The following is a 15,338-nucleotide window of genomic DNA, read 5'->3' on the forward strand; positions in this document are numbered from 1 at the left end:
CCCATGACCACCGACCACGGCTACCCCGCCGTCCGCATGCACATCGCGGGCGAGTGGTGCCAGGGCGGCAGCGGACGCACCGCTCCCGTCCTCGACCCGGCCACCGAGGAGGAGATCGGCCGGGTACCGCTCGCCACCCCCGCCGACCTCGACCGCGCCCTCGACGCCGCCGCCCGGGGCTTCGGGACCTGGCGCGACACCCCCGTCGCCCGCCGTACCGCCGTCCTGCACGCGGCCGCCGACCTGCTCACCGAACGCGCCGGCGCCGTCGGCCGGATCATGACCCTGGAGCAGGGCAAGCCGCTCGCCGAGGCCGCCGGAGAGGCCCGCCGGGTCGCCGGCACCCTGCGCTGGCACGCCGACGACGCCCGCCGCGCGTACGGCAGGATCATCCCGTCCGCCCCCGGCACCCTGCTGTCCGTGCGCCGCGAACCGATCGGCCCCGTCGCCGCGTTCGTGCCCTGGAACTTCCCGGCAGGCGGCCCGATGCGGAAGATCTCCGCCGCGCTCGCCGCGGGCTGCTCGATCGTCGTCAAGGCCTCCGAGGAGACCCCGGCCACGGCGATGGAACTGGTGCGCTGCTTCGCCGACGCCGGGCTCCCGGACGGCGTGCTGAACCTGGTCTTCGGCGAGCCCGCCGAGGTCTCCGCCCGCCTCATCGCCTCACCCGTCACCCGCCTGATCGCCTTCACCGGCTCGGTCCCGGTCGGCAAGCTGCTCGCCGCCGAGGCCGGCAAGGTGATGAAGCCGTCCCTGATGGAACTGGGCGGACACGCCCCGGTGATCGTGTGCGCCGACGCCGACCCGGTGACCGCCGCCCGCCGCGCCGCGCGGGCCAAGTTCGCCAACGCCGGGCAGGTGTGCACCTCGCCCAGCCGCTTCCTGGTCCACGAGAGCCTGGCCGAGGAGTTCACCGCCGCGTTCGTGGCGGCCGCCGAGGCGGTCGTCGTCGGCGACGGCCTGGCCGAGGGCACGACGATGGGCCCGCTCGCCAACGAGCGCCGGCTCGCGGCCATGGAGCGCCTGGTCGCCGACGCCGTCGCGCGCGGCGCCAAGGTCCGCACCGGCGGCGAACGGCTCGACCGTCCCGGGTACTTCTTCCCGCCGACCGTCCTGACCGGCGTACCGGCGGACGCGGAGCTGATGCGCGAGGAGCCGTTCGGGCCGCTCGCGCCGATCGTGCCGTTCACGGACCTCGACGAAGCCCTCGCGACCGCGAACGCGCTGCCCTACGGACTGGCCGCCTACGGCTTCACCGAGTCCGCCGCCACCGCCGAACGCCTCGCGGGCGCCCTGGAGGCCGGGATCCTGTCGATCAACCACTGCGGCGGCTCCGTCCACGAGGCGCCCTCCGGCGGCGTCAAGGACAGCGGCTACGGCCGGGAGGGCGGGCCCGAGGCGCTGGACGCGTACCTGATCACCAAGCGGGTCTCCCACCTGCTGGCGGGCTGATGCGGTACGCACGTGTGTCCGTCGGCGGACGGGCGGTGTGGGGCCGGGTGGGGGAGGAGGACGTCGAGCTGCTGTCCGGCTCGCCCATCGACGGCGCGCCGGACGTCATCGGCACGGTCCCGCGCGCCACCGCCGTCTGGCTGCCCCCGGTCGTCCCGCCCGTCTTCTACGCCGTCGGCATGAACTACCGGCGGCACATCGAGCACGCCGGCGTCCCCGTCCCCGAGCGGCCCGAGGTCGGCTACCGCGCCAACAACGCCCTCACCGGCCACCTCTCGCCGATCGTCAAGCCGCGCGAGGTCGAGGGCCGCTTCGAGGCCGAACCCGAGCTGGTCGCCGTCATCGGCCGCACGCTCCGGCACGCCACGTACGACGAGGCCCGCGCGGCGGTGTTCGGCTGGACGATCGGCAACGACGTGAGCGCCCGCGCCTGGCAGCACCAGGACCGCACGTTCTGGCGCAGCAAGAACAGCGACACCTTCAAGCCGATGGGCCCGTGGATCGAGACGGACGTCGACGCGCTGGCCCAGACGACCACGCTGAGGGTCAACGGCGAGGTCAGGGCCGCCTTCGCCACCGGCGACATGGTCTTCGACCCCTTCGACCACCTCGTCGAGACGACCCGGCACGTCACCGTGCACCCCGGCGACGTGCTGTGGATGGGCGCCGAAGCCACCTGTCAGCTGGAGCCGGGGGACACCGTGCACGTCGAGATCAGCGGCATCGGCGTGCTCTCCAATCCCGTACGCCTCGAAGACCCCGTACACCTCGAAGGGAACCACCGACCATGAGCAGGGAACCCCGCTACATCCACCACGTCAACTTTCCCACCACCGACCCCGACCGCACCGCCGAGTGGTACGCCAAGGTCTTCGGCATGAAGCGGATCACGCCCAAGTCCAACACCCGCGTGGTGCTGATGACCCGCGGCAACTTCGATCTGCACTTCACCCCCGTCGAGGAGATGGAGCGCATGGCGCCCTATCACTTCGCCGTCGAGGTCGACGACTGGGACGAGTTCCTGGAGCACCTGAAGGAGCTGGGCATCCGGCACACCCGGCCGATCCAGCGCCCCGAGAACCAGTCCAAGTTCTGCTACATCCACGACCCCGACCACACCATGATCGAACTGGTGTATCACGCCAAGCGCCCCAACTGACCGCGTCCCAGAAGGACTTCACCCCATGCCCTACGCCGACTCCGACGGCACATCCATCTACTACGAGCGCCACGGCAGCGGTCCGGCGATCCTCTTCGTGCACGGCAGCGGCGGCCACCACGCCGCCTGGTGGCAGCAGGTAGCCGCCCTGCGCGAGGAGTTCACGGTCGTCACCGTGGACCTGCGCGGCTTCGGCAAGTCCGACGCACCCACCCCTGCGCACTCGTCCAGGCCGGAGTTCGACGGCCAGGACTTCCCCGGAGACGTCGTCGCCGTCCTGGACACTGAGGACCTGACCGACGTGATGCTGGTCGGCCAGTCCATCGGCTCCGTCGCCGCGCTCCGGGCCGGTCTGCTGCGCCCCGAGCGGGTCGCCGCGGTCGTCCTCGGCCACTCCCTCGGCGGCATCGCCCACCCGGAGCTGACCGAACTGGCCGCCGCCGACCGCGCCGAGGCGGTCAGGCTGCCCGTCGTCGACCGGCTGCTCACCAAGCCGTTCCAGCGGGACCGCGCCGACCTCGCCTTCCTCTTCCAGCAGATGGGCACCTTCAACGTCGCCAGGATGGCCGACCTGCGCAACCTCGACACCGACGGCCCCACCCTGGAGGAGATCCGGGCCTCCGGCGTGCGGGTGGCGTTCCTGGCGGGCGAGAAGGACGCGGTGCTGAGCGTGAAGACCGTCACCCGCGCCCACGAACTGCTGCCCGGCTCACACCTGGAGATCGTCCCGGGCGCCCCGCACTCCATGTACTGGGAGACGCCGGATCCGTACAACGCGGCGATCGCCCGACTGCGCCGCACCCTCACCGCACCGAAGGAAGCCGTATGAGCAGCCTGACCCTGGCCGCCGCCGAGGAGATCATCGAAGCCGCGCACAAGCGGGCCCAGGCCATCGGCAAGGCGGTGAGCGTCGCCGTCGTGGACGCCGGCGGCTTCCCGATCGCCATCCGCCGCCCGGACGGCGCCCGCCCCCTCACCCCGGACATCGCCCGCGCCAAGGCGTACACCGCCGCGGTGATGCAGCGGCCCGGAAAGATGCTGAAGAAGTGGCAGGAGAGCCAGCCCGTCTTCTTCTCCCAGCTCTCCCAGCTGCCCGGCGCCGCCCTGCCCATCATGGCGGCCGAGGGCAGCGTGACCGTCAAGAAGGACGGCGAGGTCGTCGGCGGCCTCGGCATCGCCGGCGGCACCGCCGAGGAGGACCAGCTCATCGCCGAGGAGGTCCTCGAAGCCCTCGGCTACGAACTGGAGTTCGCCGCCTGGGGTGTCGCGGGCAGCCCCGCCGGAAAGGACCGATGACCATGGCGGACACGTTCAACTACCGCATCGACCACCACGGCAGCCTGGTCCGTCCCGCCGGCCTCGCCACCGACGACCCCGAGGCCCTGGACGCGGCGGTCCGCGACGCGGTCGCCCACCAGCGCAAGCTGCGCTCCACCGTCGTCACCGACGGCGACTACCCCCGCGAGGACTTCCGCGGCGCCGTCCTCGGCAACGTCTCCGGACTGCGCCGTACGGCGCAGCGGACGGCGGACGGCCTGACCCGCTGGGTCGCGGAATCCCTGCCGAAGGCGAACGGGCCGCTGGCGGCCGACTGGGCCGCCCGGCTCGCCGGGCTGACGGTGATCGCCCCGAAGGTCTCCCTGCCGTCCCCGGCCTACCTCGCCGCCACCACCTTCGAGCCCGGCCACGGCCCCGGCTCCGCCCGGGAACTCGGCGACGCCTTCGCCGAGATCGTCCACGCGGAGATCGAACTGCTGGTCTCCAAGGGCGTCCGCCTGATCCAGCTGAACAACCCGCTGCTGCTCGACTGGCCCGACGACAGCGCGCTCTCCTACGACGACGCCCTCACCGTGGAGACCCTGGCGGTACGGCTGGACGAGCGCCCCGAAGGGGTCCGCGTCGGAGTCTGCCCCGGCTGGGCGGCCCCGGCCGCCGTGGACCGGGCGCGGCTCGAACGGCTGTACGCGCAGGTTCCCGCCGACCGCTGGGTGCTGCCGTACGACCAGGGCACCGACGCCGAACTCGACCTCGTCCGGGCACTGCCGGAGGACCGGGACGTGTGCCTCGGCGTGGTCGACGCGACCGTGCCCGCACTGGAGGACGTCGACACGGTGATGGCCCGGATCGACGCCGCCGCGGAGCTGAAGGACATCGAGGACATGGCCGTCTCGCCGTCCCGCGGCTTCGCCGACGTGGCCGCCCGCCCGCTGCTCACTGCCGAGGACCAGCGCCGCAAGCTGGTCCTGGTGGAGACGGTCGCGAGGTACTGCTGGGGCAACGAGTTCTGAGACGCCGCCCAGGGGCGCGGGGAACTGTGCGACCGGCCACAGACGGGCCCGCGCCCCTGAACGCACACAAGCCCGTCAGATGCTAAAGGCCTTCGGCAAAGGTCACCGACCGGTCCCCGAGCAGCGGCCACACCCGCTCCACGATCAGCTCCTGGAAGTACGCCGACGCCTTGTGCGCCTCGAACCCCGCCCGGTCGGCATACCGCTCGTACAGCAGAAAGCCCCCGGGCTCGTCCGCCACGGCATGCACCTCGTACGCCTCGTTCGCCGGCTCGGCCCGCGTGTGCTCCCGCATCCTCAGCAGCGCGGCACGCACCGCGTCCTCGTCGGCGGGCGCGCAGCGATAGCGGGCGACGACTGCGAAAGCCATGGGAATCCTCCGGTCCGGTCATGGGTCTGGGACTGCCGATTCCAGCACGAATCCCCAGCTGAGCGACGCGCGCGACGCGCAACCTATGTCTGCCGCACCGGATCTGGCCGGCCGGTCCCCCCGTCGTGTGTCGTCGACGCGACACCACCACCGATGTAAGAGATGAGCGCGATGCGTACCCTCACGACCCTCCTCGGCGGGGAGTGGCTGACGACCGGCGACTGGATCGACGTCCACGACCCGGCGGACGTCCGCACCCCCCTGGCCCGCGTCCCCGCCCTCGCCGCCGAGGACGTCACCCGCGCCTACGGCCACGCCGACCGCGGCTTCGCCCTGTGGAAGCGCACCAGCCCCTTCGAGCGGGCCCGGATCATGACCGACGCGGCCCGGCTGATCCGCGACCGCGCCGAGGACATCGCCGCCGACGTCACCGCCGAGAACGGAAAGACGCTGGCCGAGGCGCGCGGCGAGACGCTGAAGGCCGCCGACTTCCTCGACTACTACGCCGGTCTGGCCCGCCAGGGCTACGGCACCCTGCTGCACGACGCACGCCCGGACCACCGTACGCACACCCAGCGCGAGCCGATCGGCGTGATCCTCGTGATCAGCCCGTGGAACGACCCGCTGATCACCCCGGCCCGCAAACTGGCCCCGCTGCTCGCCACCGGCAACGCGGCCGTGTTCAAGCCCGCCGGCGAGACCCCGCTGTCCGGCCTGCACTTCGCCCGCGCCCTGCACGACGCGGGCCTGCCCGCCGGGGTGCTGAACGTGGTGACCGGCCGCACCGCCGAGATCGAGGAGGCGCTGCTGGACGACCCGCGGATCGCCGGCATCACCTTCACCGGCTCCAACGCCGTCGGCAACCGCATCCGCCGCCGCCTCGCCGACCGGGGCGTCCGCTTCCAGGGCGAACTCGGCGGCAAGAACGCCTCCGTCGTGCTGCGCGACGCCGACCTGCCCGCCGCCGCGAAGGCCGTCGTCGCCGCCTCCTTCGGCCAGGCCGGACAGCGCTGCACCGCCACCAGCCGCGTCATCGTGGAACACGCGGTGTACGAGGAGTTCGTACGGCTCCTGGTCGCCGGCGTCGAGGCGCTGACCGTCGGACCGGGCAGCGCCCCGGCGACCACCCTGTGCCCGCTCTCCAGCCCGAAGCAGCGCGACAGCGTCCTCGCCGATGTGCGGCGCGCGGTGGAGCAGGGCGCGACGGTCCTCACCGGCGGCGAGGCCGACACCGAGGGCGAGCGCGCCCACGGCTGCTACGTCCGGCCGACCGTCCTCGCCGATGTCACCCCCGAGTCGGCGATCTGGCGCGAGGAGGTCTTCGGACCGGTCCTCGCCGTCCGCGCGGTCGACGGCTTCGCCGCGGCCGTCGAGGCGGTCAACGACTCCGCCTTCGGCCTCGCCGCCGCGGTCTTCACCCGCGATCTGTCGAGCGCCCACCGGTTCGCGGACGAGGCCGAGTGCGGGCAGATCGCCGTCAACACCACCACCACGGGCTGGGACGTCCACCTGCCCTTCGGCGGGTTCCACGACTCCGGGACGGCCTACAAGGAGCAGGGCGAGGAAGTCCTGCGCTTCTCCACCCGCGTGAAGACTGTCGCCATCCACTTCTGAACCCTTGGGAGGTACCGATGGCAGACGAGACGATCGGCATCGTCGGAGCCGGCATCGTGGGCCTGGCCACCGGCCGGGAGATCGCCCTGCGCCGCCCCGGCACCCGCGTCGTGGTGCTGGAGAAGGAGCACCGCGTCGCCGTCCACCAGACCGGCCACAACTCGGGTGTCGTGCACGCCGGCATCTACTACCCGCCGGGCAGCCTCAAGGCCGCCCTGTGCGTCCGGGGCGTCGCCCTGCTGCGCGAGTACTGCCAGGACCGCGGGCTGCCGTACCGGGAGACCGGCAAGCTGGTGGTGGCGGTCCGCGAGGACGAACTCGGCCGCATGGACGCCCTGTACGAGCGGGCCCGCGGCAACCACGTGCCCGACCTCAGGCGGATCTCCCGGGAGGAGATCGCGGACGTCGAGCCGCACGCCGGCGGCATCGCGGCCCTGCACTCCCCGCGCACCGCCATCACCGACTACCCGGCGATCGCCCGCGAGTTCGCGAAGGACATCACCGGCTCCGGCGGCGAGGTACGGCTCGGCTTCCCCGTCACCGGCATCACCAGGGTGCCCGGCGGCATCGAGGTGGCCTCCGGCACGGAACGCGTCCGCGTCGACCGGCTGATCCTCTGCGCGGGCCTGCACTCCGACGCCGTGGCGAGGCTCGCCCGGGACCGGCAGGAGCCCCGGATCGTCCCGTTCCGCGGCGAGTACATGCTGCTCAGGCCCGAGCGGGCGCACCTCGTGCGGGGCCTGGTCTACCCGGTGCCCGACCCCCGCTACCCGTTCCTCGGCGTGCACTTCACCCCGCGCGTCGACGGCACCGTGGAGGTCGGCCCCAACGCGGTCCTCGCGCTCGCCAGGGAGGGCTACCGGCGCAGCCGCGTCTCCCCGAGGGACCTGCTCGGCCTGGCCGCCTACCCCGGCGTGTGGCGGATGGCCGCGCAGCACTGGCGCACGGGCGTCAAGGAGTACCGGGGCTCGTTCTCCGTCGCGGCCTTCATGAAGGACGCGAGGCTCTACGTCCCCGGCGTCGGCCCCCGCGACGTGATCCGCGGCGGCGCGGGCGTGCGCGCCCAGGCACTGGACCGCGACGGCACCCTCGTGGACGACTTCCGCATCCACCGCGCGGACCGGATCACCGCCGTGCGCAACGCCCCCTCACCGGCCGCCACCGCGTCCCTGGCGATCGCCGAGCACATCGTCGACGCCGTCTACGGCGACTCCTGACGCCGGCGGTGAACGCCCTGCGCAGAGGGCACTTCCGCGCAACAACAGCTTGCACGCCGAGCCCTTAGCAAGGGCTCACGGCCCGCCTAGCGTTCCTCCCGAACCACCCCACCACCCCCTTCGACAGGAAGAGTCACGCCATGTTCGTCGTCGACACCCAGATCCACATCTGGAAGGAAGAGACCCCGGACCGCCCCTGGGTCCCCGGCGCGCGGGAGCGCATCCGCCTCAACGGCCACCGCGAGGACCCCTTCTCGTACGAGGAGGCCCTGGAGCTGATGGACGAGGCCGGCGTCAACCGGGCGCTGATCCTGCCGCCGTCCTGGGAGGGCAACCGCATCGACTACTCCCTGGAGGCCTGCGAGGCCCACCCGGACCGCTTCGGCATCATGGCCCGCGTGCCGCAGGACGACCCGGTCGAGGGCACGGCGATGCTCAAGGACTTCGCCCAGAACCCGTACGTCAAGGGCACCCGGCTCACCTTCCACCGCCCCCAGGACCGCAACTGGATGATCGACGGCACCAACGACTGGTACTGGCCGGTCGCCGAGGAGCTGGGCATCCCGACCATGGTCCACGCCCCGATCTGGAAGCGGGAGCTCGGCGAGATCGCCGCCAAGCACCCCGGCCTGAAGATCATCATCGACCACATGGGCATCATGGCCCGCTGCGTCGACGACGCCATCGGCTACTGGGTCCAGGAGACCGCCGACCTGGCCGCGCACCCGAACGTCTACGTCAAGGTCTCCGCGCTGCCCGGCTACTCCACGCACCCCTTCCCGAACAACAACATCCAGAAGTACGTGCGCGAGATGGTCGACAAGATGGGCCCGCGGCGCTGCTTCTACGGCACCGACATCACCCGCCTGCTCGGCCACGGCATCACCTACACCGACACCATCGAACAGTTCACCAAGCACTGGGAGTTCACGCCCGAGGAGCTGGAGTGGATCATGGGCCGCGGCATCTGCGAGGTCCTCGACTGGCCGATCGAGGGCTGAGGAACCACACGAGATGACGGACACCCGGCACATCCAGGGCGCCGACGGCGGTGACGGCGGTGACGGCGGTGATGCTCTCGTATCCGCCTTCAACGCCGTCGGCGCCGACTACGTCTTCTGCTCCTCGGGGTCGGAATGGGCCCCGGTGTGGGAGTCCCTCGCCCGGCACCACCGCGACGGACGGCCCTGCCCCGGCTACCTCGACCTGACCCACGAGACCGTCGCCGTCGGCATGGCCACCGGCTACGGCCTGCTCACCCGCCGCCCGCAGGGCGTCCTGCTGCACGCCGCGCCAGGCCTGCTCCAGGGCTCCATGGCCGTCCACGGCGCGCTGCTGGCCGGCGTGCCCATGGTCGTCACCTCCTCGGAGTCGTCCACCTACGGCGACGGGCCCGGCAAGGACCCGGGCGGACAGTGGTACCGCAACCTGTCCGTCGTGGGCGGCCCGCACGGCGTCGCGGCCCCCTTCACCAAGTGGTCCACGGAGGCCGCCAGCGTCCACACCCTGCCCACGATGATCACGCGCGCCGCGGAACTGGCCTGGCGCGCCCCCGCCGGACCGGCGTACCTCAACATCCCGCTGGAGATCCTGCTGGAGGAGTGGGACGGCCGCGAGGCCAAGCCCGTCGCGCGGCCCGGCTCCACGCACAGCTCGCCCGAAGAGGTCGACCCCGTCGCCCAGCTGATCCGCGAGGCCGCCAACCCCGTCGTCGTCACCGAGACGGCGGGCCGCGAGGCGGGCGGCTTCGAGGCCCTGGTCGCCTTCGCGGAGGCCTGGGACATCCCGGTCGTCGAACCCGACTCCGCGGTCTGCGGCAACTTCCCCCGCACCCACCCCCTGCACGCCGGCAGCGACATCGGACCGTGGATGGACGAGGCGGACCTGATCCTCCTCGTCAACTGCCGGGCGCCGTTCTACCCGCCGAGCCGCCGCCCGTCGAAGGCGAAGGTCGTCGTCATCGACGAGGTCCCGCAGCGCCCGCACATCGTCTACCAGGTCCTCTTCGCGGACGCCTACCTGGAAGGCAACGTCGCCAACACCCTGCGCCAGCTCACCAAACGCGCCAAGGACCTGGACGGCACGGCGGTCCGGGCGCGACGCGAGGCACAGGAGCGGCGGCACGCCGCCGAACGATCCGCGATCGCGGCCGCCGAGGCCGAGGCGGCGGAGGCCGACGGTGTCGACCCGGTCCTGGTCGCCGCCACTCTGCGCCGGCTCCTCGACGGCGAGGACGGCATCGTCGTCGACGAGACCATCACCCACAGCCGGGTCGTCAAGCGCCACGTCCGCACCGACGCCCCCGACTCGTACTTCTACGTCCAGGGCGGCCTCGGCCAGGGCATCGCGGTGGCCCTCGGCGTCAAACTCGCCGCGCGGGAACGCCCGGTGGTCCTCACCGTCGGCGACGGCGCCTTCACCTACAACCCGGTCATCCCCTCGTACGACGCCGCGAAGGCCTACGACCTGCCGCTGCTGATCGTGGTCTTCAACAACCGTGTCTACAAGTCGATGAACCTCAACCACCGCCGGTTCTACCCCGACGGCGCCGCCGCCGGGACCGGCGAATGGCTCGGCACCGACCTGCACCGGCTGCCCCGCCTCGCCGCCTTCGCCGAGCCGTTCGGCATGCACACCGAGACCGTCGACGCGCCCGACGCGCTCGCCCCCGCCCTGGAGCGCGCGCTCAAGGCCGTCGCGGACGGTACGACCGCCGTCGTCGACGTGCTCGTGACCCGCTGACGAAGCCGTGCACAGCCGTGGACAGCTGTACGTAGCCGAATGAGAGAGACACCCGCCACCATGACCGACACACCGACTCCCAAGCCGGGCAAGGTCCTCGTCCCCGCCGAGGAGCTGCGCGCCTTCGCCGCGGCCCTCCTGGAGAAGGGCGGCCTGAGCACCGAGCACGCCCGCACCACCGCCGACGTGTTCGTCTGGGCCGCGCTGCGCGGCATCGACTCGCACGGCGTCGCCCGCGTCCCCGCCTACCTCGACCTCCTCGACAAGGGCGTCGCCAACGCCCGCCCCGACCTGCGGTTCGAGTCCACCACCCCGGCCGCCGCCGTCCTCGACGCCGACCGCGCCCCCGGCCCGGTCGCCCTCACCGCCGCCGCCGAGGAGGCGGTACGCCGGGCCCGCACCACCGGCGTCGCCGCCGTCGGCGTACGGCGCACCGTGCACACCGGCGCCATCGGCCACTACGTCTCCCGCATCGCCGAACAAGGCCTGGCCGGCATCGCCTTCGTGGCCGGCATGCCCAACATGGGCTACACCGGCGTCAAGGGCGCCGCCGTCGCGACCAGCCCGCTCGCCATAGCCGTCCCGGCCGACGGCCGTCCGCCGCTGCTGCTGGACATGGCCACCGCCACCATCGCCCTCGGCAGGATCCGCCAGGCCAAGGCCAACGGCACCCCGCTCCCCGAGGGCGCCGCGGCGACCGAGGACGGCACCCCCACCACCGACCCGGAGAAGGCGGTCATGCCGCTGCCGCTGGGCGGCGCCAAGGGCTCCGGCATGTCCCTCGCCTTCGAACTGCTCACCAGCGTGCTGGTCGGCGCGCCGATCTTCGCGGAGTTCCACTCCGGCGACCCGGCCGGCCGCAAGCACCGCCAGAACGCCCTGCTCGTCGCCCTCGACCCGGCGGCCTTCGGCGGCCCCGAGGCCTTCACCGCGGCGGTCGGCTCCACCCTGACCACCCTGAAGGGCCTGCCGCGGGCGGAGGACGCGGGCGGGGTGCACTACCCCGGCGAGCGCAGCGCCGCGGTCGCCGCCGGACGGGCGGAGCAGGGCGTCCCCGTCGCCCCCAAGGTCTGGCGGGACCTCACCGACCGCGCCGCCCGGCTGGGCGTCGCACTCCCGGACGCCGCCGCGTAGCGGGGACGGCGCGCCCGGGGGAGGGGGCGGGGGCGTCCGGTGCGGCGGACGCCCCGGCCGTCCCTGAGCGGTGCCCCGCATGGGGTAGAGTTGACCTGCATGATCACGCGGGAGACCGCGGATCGTCCGCCGGGACGTGGCGCAGCTTGGTAGCGCACTTGACTGGGGGTCAAGGGGTCGCAGGTTCAAATCCTGTCGTCCCGACCAGCGGAAGCACAGCCCGAGGGGCCGTTCCGGAGAGATCCGGAGCGGCCCCTCGGCGTTCGATGGCGTCCGTCACATCGCCTTCCGGCGGCTCCCGCCGCTCTGGTAGGTGTGGCAGGAGCCCCTGTACCCCCGTGAAAGCACCACCCCATGCCTGCGAGTCCCGAACCCGGCCCCGTGCCCTTCACCCTCGACCTGACCCTGGAGGAGGCCCGGCGGCGCGCCGAGGTGCTGGCGGCGCTCGGTCCCGACTGGGACCCGGTGGCCGCGCTCCGGGCGGAGCAGGCCGCCGAGGACCTGCTCTACTCCGGTCTCGACGCCGACCAGGAGCGGACGTACGCGCTGCTCGTGGCGGCCGGCGTCCTGCCGGCCCGGCGACGGGACGCGGGCGATGCGCCTTCCCATTGATCCCCACGCGGACCGGGCGCGCCGCGCCTGGATGCCGTGCCCCGGCTGCGACGACGCCCGCGACTGCGCGGCCTGCGCCGGGCGGCGGAACTGCCCGGACCACTGGCGGTACCTGCTCGGCAACGAGGGCGCCCGCGTCCACCTCCAGTGCCCGGGCTGCACCCACACCTGGACCGTCGACACCCGGCCCGGCCGGCGCGGGCAGAACGGCTGACGGAACGGGTCAGCAGATCCGGGGCAGCTGCTCCCCGAGCGGCATGTCCACCACCCGGGTGCCGCCGAGCCCGGTCCGCGCGACCACCATGCCCGGGTGCTCCGCGACCACCTCGCCGACGACCGCCGCCTCGGCGCCCAGCGGGTGGGCCCGCATCGCCGCCAGCACGGCGTCGGCGTGCTCCCGCGGCACGAAGGCGACCAGCTTGCCCTCGTTGGCCACGTACATCGGGTCCAGGCCCAGCATCGCGCAGGCCCCCGCCACGGGCGCCGGCACCGGCACGGCACGCTCCTGGACGACGACCCCGCACCCGGACGCGGCCGCGATCTCGTTGAGCGACGCGGCCAGCCCGCCCCGGGTCGGGTCGCGCAGCACCCGCAGCTCCCGGGTGACCGCCAGCATGGCCTCCACGAGCCCGGTGAGCGGCGCGCAGTCGCTGACCACGTCGGCCTCGAAGCGCAGGTTCTCCCGCTCGCTCAGGATGGCCACGCCGTGCATGCCGACGGCCCCGCTGAGCAGGACCACGTCCCCCGGCTCCACCCGCTCCGGGCGCAGGTCCACACCGGCCGGGACCAGGCCGACGCCCGCCGTGTTCACGTAGACGCCGTCGCCGTGCCCGGCCTCCACGACCTTGGTGTCACCCGTGACCACCCGCACACCGGCGGTCCGGGCCGCGGCCCCGATCGCCTCGGCCACCTTCGCGACCGTGTCGATCTCGACGCCTTCCTCCAGGATCAGCCCGCACGACAGGAACGCCGCGCGGGCCCCGCTCATCGCGAGGTCGTTGACCGTGCCGTTGACGGCGAGGTCACCGATGCTGCCCCCGGGGAAGAACAGCGGCCGGACCACGAAGGAGTCGGTGGAGAAGGCCAGCCGCGCGCCCCCCAGCTCGACGACGGCGGAGTCCGTCAGCGCGGCGGGCGCGCCGCCGGCGAGGGCCGGCAGCAGGATCCGCTCGACCAGCTCCGCGGACATCGCGCCGCCACCGCCGTGGCCCATCACCACGCGCGGCCGGTCGCGCAGCGGAGCGGGGCAGGTCCAGGAGAGCATGTCGGGCGCTGCGGTGGTGTCAGACAACGGAGCTCTCCTGCGGGGTCGGGGCCGGCGCGGCCGGGGCCGGACGGGACGGCAGTTCCAGCCGCCGGTAGAGGTAGTACGCGGCGCAGGCGCCCTCGCTGGACACCATCGTGGCGCCCAGCGGCGTCCGCGGGGTGCACGTGGTGCCGAAGGCCTCGCACTCGTGCGGCTTGAGCAGCCCTTGCAGCACCTCACCGCTGCGGCACTCGGCGGGTTCCCGGGTGGCGATGTCACCGACGTCGAAGCGGTGCTCCGCGTCGTGGTCGCGGTAGCGGGCGGACAGCCGCCAGCCGCTGTCCGGGATGACCCCGATACCGCGCCAGGCACGGTCGGTGACCTCGAAGACGTCGTCCAGCATGGCCCGCGCCGCCGGGTTCCCCTCGGGGCGCACCGCGCGCGGGTAGGCGTTGTCGACCGTGTGCTCGCCCCGCTCCAGCTGCCGGACGGTGCGCCGTACGCCCTCCAGGATGTCCAGCGGTTCGAACCCGGTCACCACGATCGGCACCCCGAACCCGTCGGCGAGCGCCGGATACTCGCCCGTCCCCATCACGCTGCACACATGGCCAGCCGCGAGGAAGCCCTGCACCCGGCAGTCCGGCGAGCGCATGATCGCCTCGATCGCGGGCGGCACCCGGACGTGGGAGACGAGCAGGCTGAAGTTGCGGATGCCGCGCCTGCGGGCCTGGTGCACGGTCATGGCGTTGGGCGGCGCGGTCGTCTCGAAGCCGATGCCGAAGAACACGACCTCCCGGTCCGGGTTCTGCTCGGCGACGCGCAGCGCGTCCAGCGGGGAGTACACCACCCGCACGTCTCCGCCCTCGCCCCGCACCTGGAACAGGTCCCGGCCCGTGCCGGGGACCCGCAGCATGTCGCCGAAGGAGCAGAAGATCACCTCCGGCCGTGAGGCGATGGCCAGCGCCTTGTCGATCACCTCCAGCGGGGTGACGCAGACCGGGCAGCCCGGACCGTGGATCAGCTCGATCTCGTCGGGCAGCAACTGGTCGATGCCGTGCCGGATGATCGAGTGCGTCTGGCCCCCGCACACCTCCATCAGCGCCCACGGCCGGGTCACCGACGCCCTGATGTCGTCCAGCAGCCGCGCCGCCAGCTCCGGGTCCTGGAACTCGTCGATGTACTTCACCGCCGCACCTCCCCGGCGAGGTCGCCGTCGCCGCCGTCCGCGTGCGCGGCCTGCTCCCACGGATCGCCGAACTCCTCCCGCAGCATGCCCAGCTCCTCGAACAGCTCAAGGGTCCTGCGGGCGGACTCCTCGTCCAGCCGCTGCAGGGCGAAACCGACGTGGACGATGGCGTACTCGCCGACCTGGAGGTCGGGCAGGTACTCCAGGCACACCTCCTTGACCACCCCGCCGAAGTCGACGGTGGCCATCCGGGTGCCGTCCCGGTCCTCGACGCCCAGCACTCTGCCGGGTACCGCCAGGCACATGCGTGTCTCCTCA

At 73.0% G+C, this 15,338-nt stretch carries 17 protein-coding genes and 1 tRNA gene; 14 read left to right on the forward strand and 4 right to left on the reverse strand.

Features of this window, described 5'->3' with window-relative positions; translation table 11 throughout:
* Positions 1-3 precede the first annotated feature (3 nt).
* Genes AMK31_RS32850 through AMK31_RS32875 form a run of 6 tightly spaced genes read left to right on the forward strand, consistent with a single transcriptional unit; the run spans position 4 to position 4,899 of the window.
* Positions 4-1,452 carry an NAD-dependent succinate-semialdehyde dehydrogenase gene (locus tag AMK31_RS32850; protein ID WP_073944370.1) on the forward strand — a complete coding sequence of 483 codons (1,449 nt, stop codon included), beginning with the start codon at positions 4-6 and terminating at the stop codon, positions 1,450-1,452.
* Positions 1,452-2,243 carry a fumarylacetoacetate hydrolase family protein gene (locus AMK31_RS32855; protein ID WP_073944371.1) on the forward strand — a complete coding sequence of 264 codons (792 nt, stop codon included), beginning with the start codon at positions 1,452-1,454 and terminating at the stop codon, positions 2,241-2,243. Before AMK31_RS32850 ends, AMK31_RS32855 begins: the two co-directional genes overlap by 1 nt.
* Positions 2,240-2,611, forward strand: coding sequence for a VOC family protein (locus AMK31_RS32860; RefSeq protein WP_073944372.1), 372 nt, complete (start codon positions 2,240-2,242; stop codon positions 2,609-2,611). The genes AMK31_RS32855 and AMK31_RS32860 overlap by 4 nt, the downstream gene beginning before the upstream one ends.
* Positions 2,612-2,636: 25 nt before the next feature.
* Positions 2,637-3,440 carry an alpha/beta fold hydrolase gene (locus AMK31_RS32865; protein WP_073944373.1) on the forward strand — a complete coding sequence of 268 codons (804 nt, stop codon included), beginning with the start codon at positions 2,637-2,639 and terminating at the stop codon, positions 3,438-3,440.
* The gene (locus tag AMK31_RS32870; protein ID WP_073944374.1) at positions 3,437-3,907 is read left to right on the forward strand and encodes a GlcG/HbpS family heme-binding protein; all 471 of its coding nucleotides are present in this window, start codon (positions 3,437-3,439) and stop codon (positions 3,905-3,907) included. Before AMK31_RS32865 ends, AMK31_RS32870 begins: the two co-directional genes overlap by 4 nt.
* Before the next feature lie 2 nt (positions 3,908-3,909).
* Positions 3,910-4,899 (forward strand): methionine synthase II (cobalamin-independent)-like protein, encoded by a 990-nt coding sequence (locus AMK31_RS32875; RefSeq protein WP_073944375.1) that lies wholly within the window; start codon positions 3,910-3,912, stop codon positions 4,897-4,899.
* A gap of 82 nt (positions 4,900-4,981) precedes the next feature.
* Here the strand turns inward: AMK31_RS32875 and AMK31_RS32880 are convergent, their stop codons facing one another.
* Positions 4,982-5,269, reverse strand: coding sequence for a putative quinol monooxygenase (locus AMK31_RS32880; protein WP_073944376.1), 288 nt, complete (start codon positions 5,267-5,269; stop codon positions 4,982-4,984).
* Positions 5,270-5,440: 171 nt separating this feature from the next.
* Between AMK31_RS32880 and AMK31_RS32885 the strand changes: the two genes are divergently transcribed.
* The 8 genes from AMK31_RS32885 (at position 5,441) to AMK31_RS32920 (ending at position 12,802) form a co-directional block, all read left to right on the forward strand.
* Positions 5,441-6,883: an aldehyde dehydrogenase family protein gene (locus AMK31_RS32885; RefSeq protein ID WP_198948616.1), complete on the forward strand. Its 1,443-nt coding sequence runs from the start codon at positions 5,441-5,443 to the stop codon at positions 6,881-6,883.
* Positions 6,884-6,900: 17 nt separating this feature from the next.
* On the forward strand, positions 6,901-8,100 hold the full coding sequence (gene lhgO, locus AMK31_RS32890) for an L-2-hydroxyglutarate oxidase (protein ID WP_073944378.1): 1,200 nt from the start codon (positions 6,901-6,903) through the stop codon (positions 8,098-8,100).
* Positions 8,101-8,240: 140 nt separating this feature from the next.
* Positions 8,241-9,101, forward strand: coding sequence for an amidohydrolase family protein (locus AMK31_RS32895; protein ID WP_073944379.1), 861 nt, complete (start codon positions 8,241-8,243; stop codon positions 9,099-9,101).
* Between the two features lie 13 nt (positions 9,102-9,114).
* Complete coding sequence (locus AMK31_RS32900; protein WP_073944380.1) at positions 9,115-10,842, forward strand: thiamine pyrophosphate-dependent enzyme; 1,728 nt, start codon at positions 9,115-9,117, stop codon at positions 10,840-10,842.
* A 60-nt stretch (positions 10,843-10,902) separates the two neighbouring features.
* Positions 10,903-11,976 (forward strand): Ldh family oxidoreductase, encoded by a 1,074-nt coding sequence (locus AMK31_RS32905; protein ID WP_073944381.1) that lies wholly within the window; start codon positions 10,903-10,905, stop codon positions 11,974-11,976.
* 130 nt (positions 11,977-12,106) lie between these two features.
* A tRNA-Pro gene (locus tag AMK31_RS32910) sits at positions 12,107-12,183 on the forward strand.
* Between the two features lie 147 nt (positions 12,184-12,330).
* Positions 12,331-12,588 carry a DUF6400 family protein gene (locus AMK31_RS32915; RefSeq protein ID WP_073944382.1) on the forward strand — a complete coding sequence of 86 codons (258 nt, stop codon included), beginning with the start codon at positions 12,331-12,333 and terminating at the stop codon, positions 12,586-12,588.
* A complete protein-coding gene (locus tag AMK31_RS32920; RefSeq protein ID WP_073944383.1) occupies positions 12,572-12,802 on the forward strand; it encodes a hypothetical protein in 231 nt (76 codons plus the stop codon). The genes AMK31_RS32915 and AMK31_RS32920 overlap by 17 nt, the downstream gene beginning before the upstream one ends.
* A gap of 9 nt (positions 12,803-12,811) precedes the next feature.
* Here the strand turns inward: AMK31_RS32920 and hypE are convergent, their stop codons facing one another.
* The 3 genes from hypE to AMK31_RS32935 are packed head-to-tail and all read right to left on the reverse strand — an operon-like array spanning position 12,812 to position 15,325.
* Positions 12,812-13,879, reverse strand: a complete 1,068-nt coding sequence (gene hypE, locus AMK31_RS32925; RefSeq protein WP_073944384.1) for a hydrogenase expression/formation protein HypE — start codon at positions 13,877-13,879, stop codon at positions 12,812-12,814.
* Positions 13,872-15,020 (reverse strand): hydrogenase formation protein HypD, encoded by a 1,149-nt coding sequence (gene hypD, locus AMK31_RS32930; protein ID WP_073944385.1) that lies wholly within the window; start codon positions 15,018-15,020, stop codon positions 13,872-13,874. Before hypD ends, hypE begins: the two co-directional genes overlap by 8 nt.
* A complete protein-coding gene (locus tag AMK31_RS32935; protein ID WP_073944386.1) occupies positions 15,017-15,325 on the reverse strand; it encodes a HypC/HybG/HupF family hydrogenase formation chaperone in 309 nt (102 codons plus the stop codon). The genes hypD and AMK31_RS32935 overlap by 4 nt, the downstream gene beginning before the upstream one ends.
* Between the last annotated feature and the right edge of the window lie 13 nt (positions 15,326-15,338).

Origin of the sequence: Streptomyces sp. TSRI0107, from assembly GCF_001905845.1 — a bacterium.
Classification (GTDB): Bacteria; Actinomycetota; Actinomycetes; order Streptomycetales; family Streptomycetaceae; genus Streptomyces.

Excerpts from the sequence above, each read along its gene's own strand:
- AMK31_RS32895 (WP_073944379.1), top strand. The coding sequence starts at position 8,241 with ATGTTCGTCGTCGACACCCAGATCCACATCTGGAAGGAAGAGACCCCG.
- AMK31_RS32935 (WP_073944386.1), bottom strand. The coding sequence starts at position 15,325 with ATGTGCCTGGCGGTACCCGGCAGAGTGCTGGGCGTCGAGGACCGGGAC.
- AMK31_RS32875 (WP_073944375.1), top strand. The coding sequence starts at position 3,910 with ATGGCGGACACGTTCAACTACCGCATCGACCACCACGGCAGCCTGGTC.
- lhgO (WP_073944378.1), top strand. The coding sequence starts at position 6,901 with ATGGCAGACGAGACGATCGGCATCGTCGGAGCCGGCATCGTGGGCCTG.
- AMK31_RS32860 (WP_073944372.1), top strand. The coding sequence starts at position 2,240 with ATGAGCAGGGAACCCCGCTACATCCACCACGTCAACTTTCCCACCACC.
- AMK31_RS32880 (WP_073944376.1), bottom strand. The coding sequence starts at position 5,269 with ATGGCTTTCGCAGTCGTCGCCCGCTATCGCTGCGCGCCCGCCGACGAG.
- AMK31_RS32850 (WP_073944370.1), top strand. The coding sequence starts at position 4 with ATGACCACCGACCACGGCTACCCCGCCGTCCGCATGCACATCGCGGGC.
- AMK31_RS32905 (WP_073944381.1), top strand. The coding sequence starts at position 10,903 with ATGACCGACACACCGACTCCCAAGCCGGGCAAGGTCCTCGTCCCCGCC.
- AMK31_RS32855 (WP_073944371.1), top strand. The coding sequence starts at position 1,452 with ATGCGGTACGCACGTGTGTCCGTCGGCGGACGGGCGGTGTGGGGCCGG.
- AMK31_RS32900 (WP_073944380.1), top strand. The coding sequence starts at position 9,115 with ATGACGGACACCCGGCACATCCAGGGCGCCGACGGCGGTGACGGCGGT.
- AMK31_RS32865 (WP_073944373.1), top strand. The coding sequence starts at position 2,637 with ATGCCCTACGCCGACTCCGACGGCACATCCATCTACTACGAGCGCCAC.
- AMK31_RS32870 (WP_073944374.1), top strand. The coding sequence starts at position 3,437 with ATGAGCAGCCTGACCCTGGCCGCCGCCGAGGAGATCATCGAAGCCGCG.
- AMK31_RS32920 (WP_073944383.1), top strand. The coding sequence starts at position 12,572 with ATGCGCCTTCCCATTGATCCCCACGCGGACCGGGCGCGCCGCGCCTGG.
- AMK31_RS32915 (WP_073944382.1), top strand. The coding sequence starts at position 12,331 with ATGCCTGCGAGTCCCGAACCCGGCCCCGTGCCCTTCACCCTCGACCTG.
- AMK31_RS32885 (WP_198948616.1), top strand. The coding sequence starts at position 5,441 with ATGCGTACCCTCACGACCCTCCTCGGCGGGGAGTGGCTGACGACCGGC.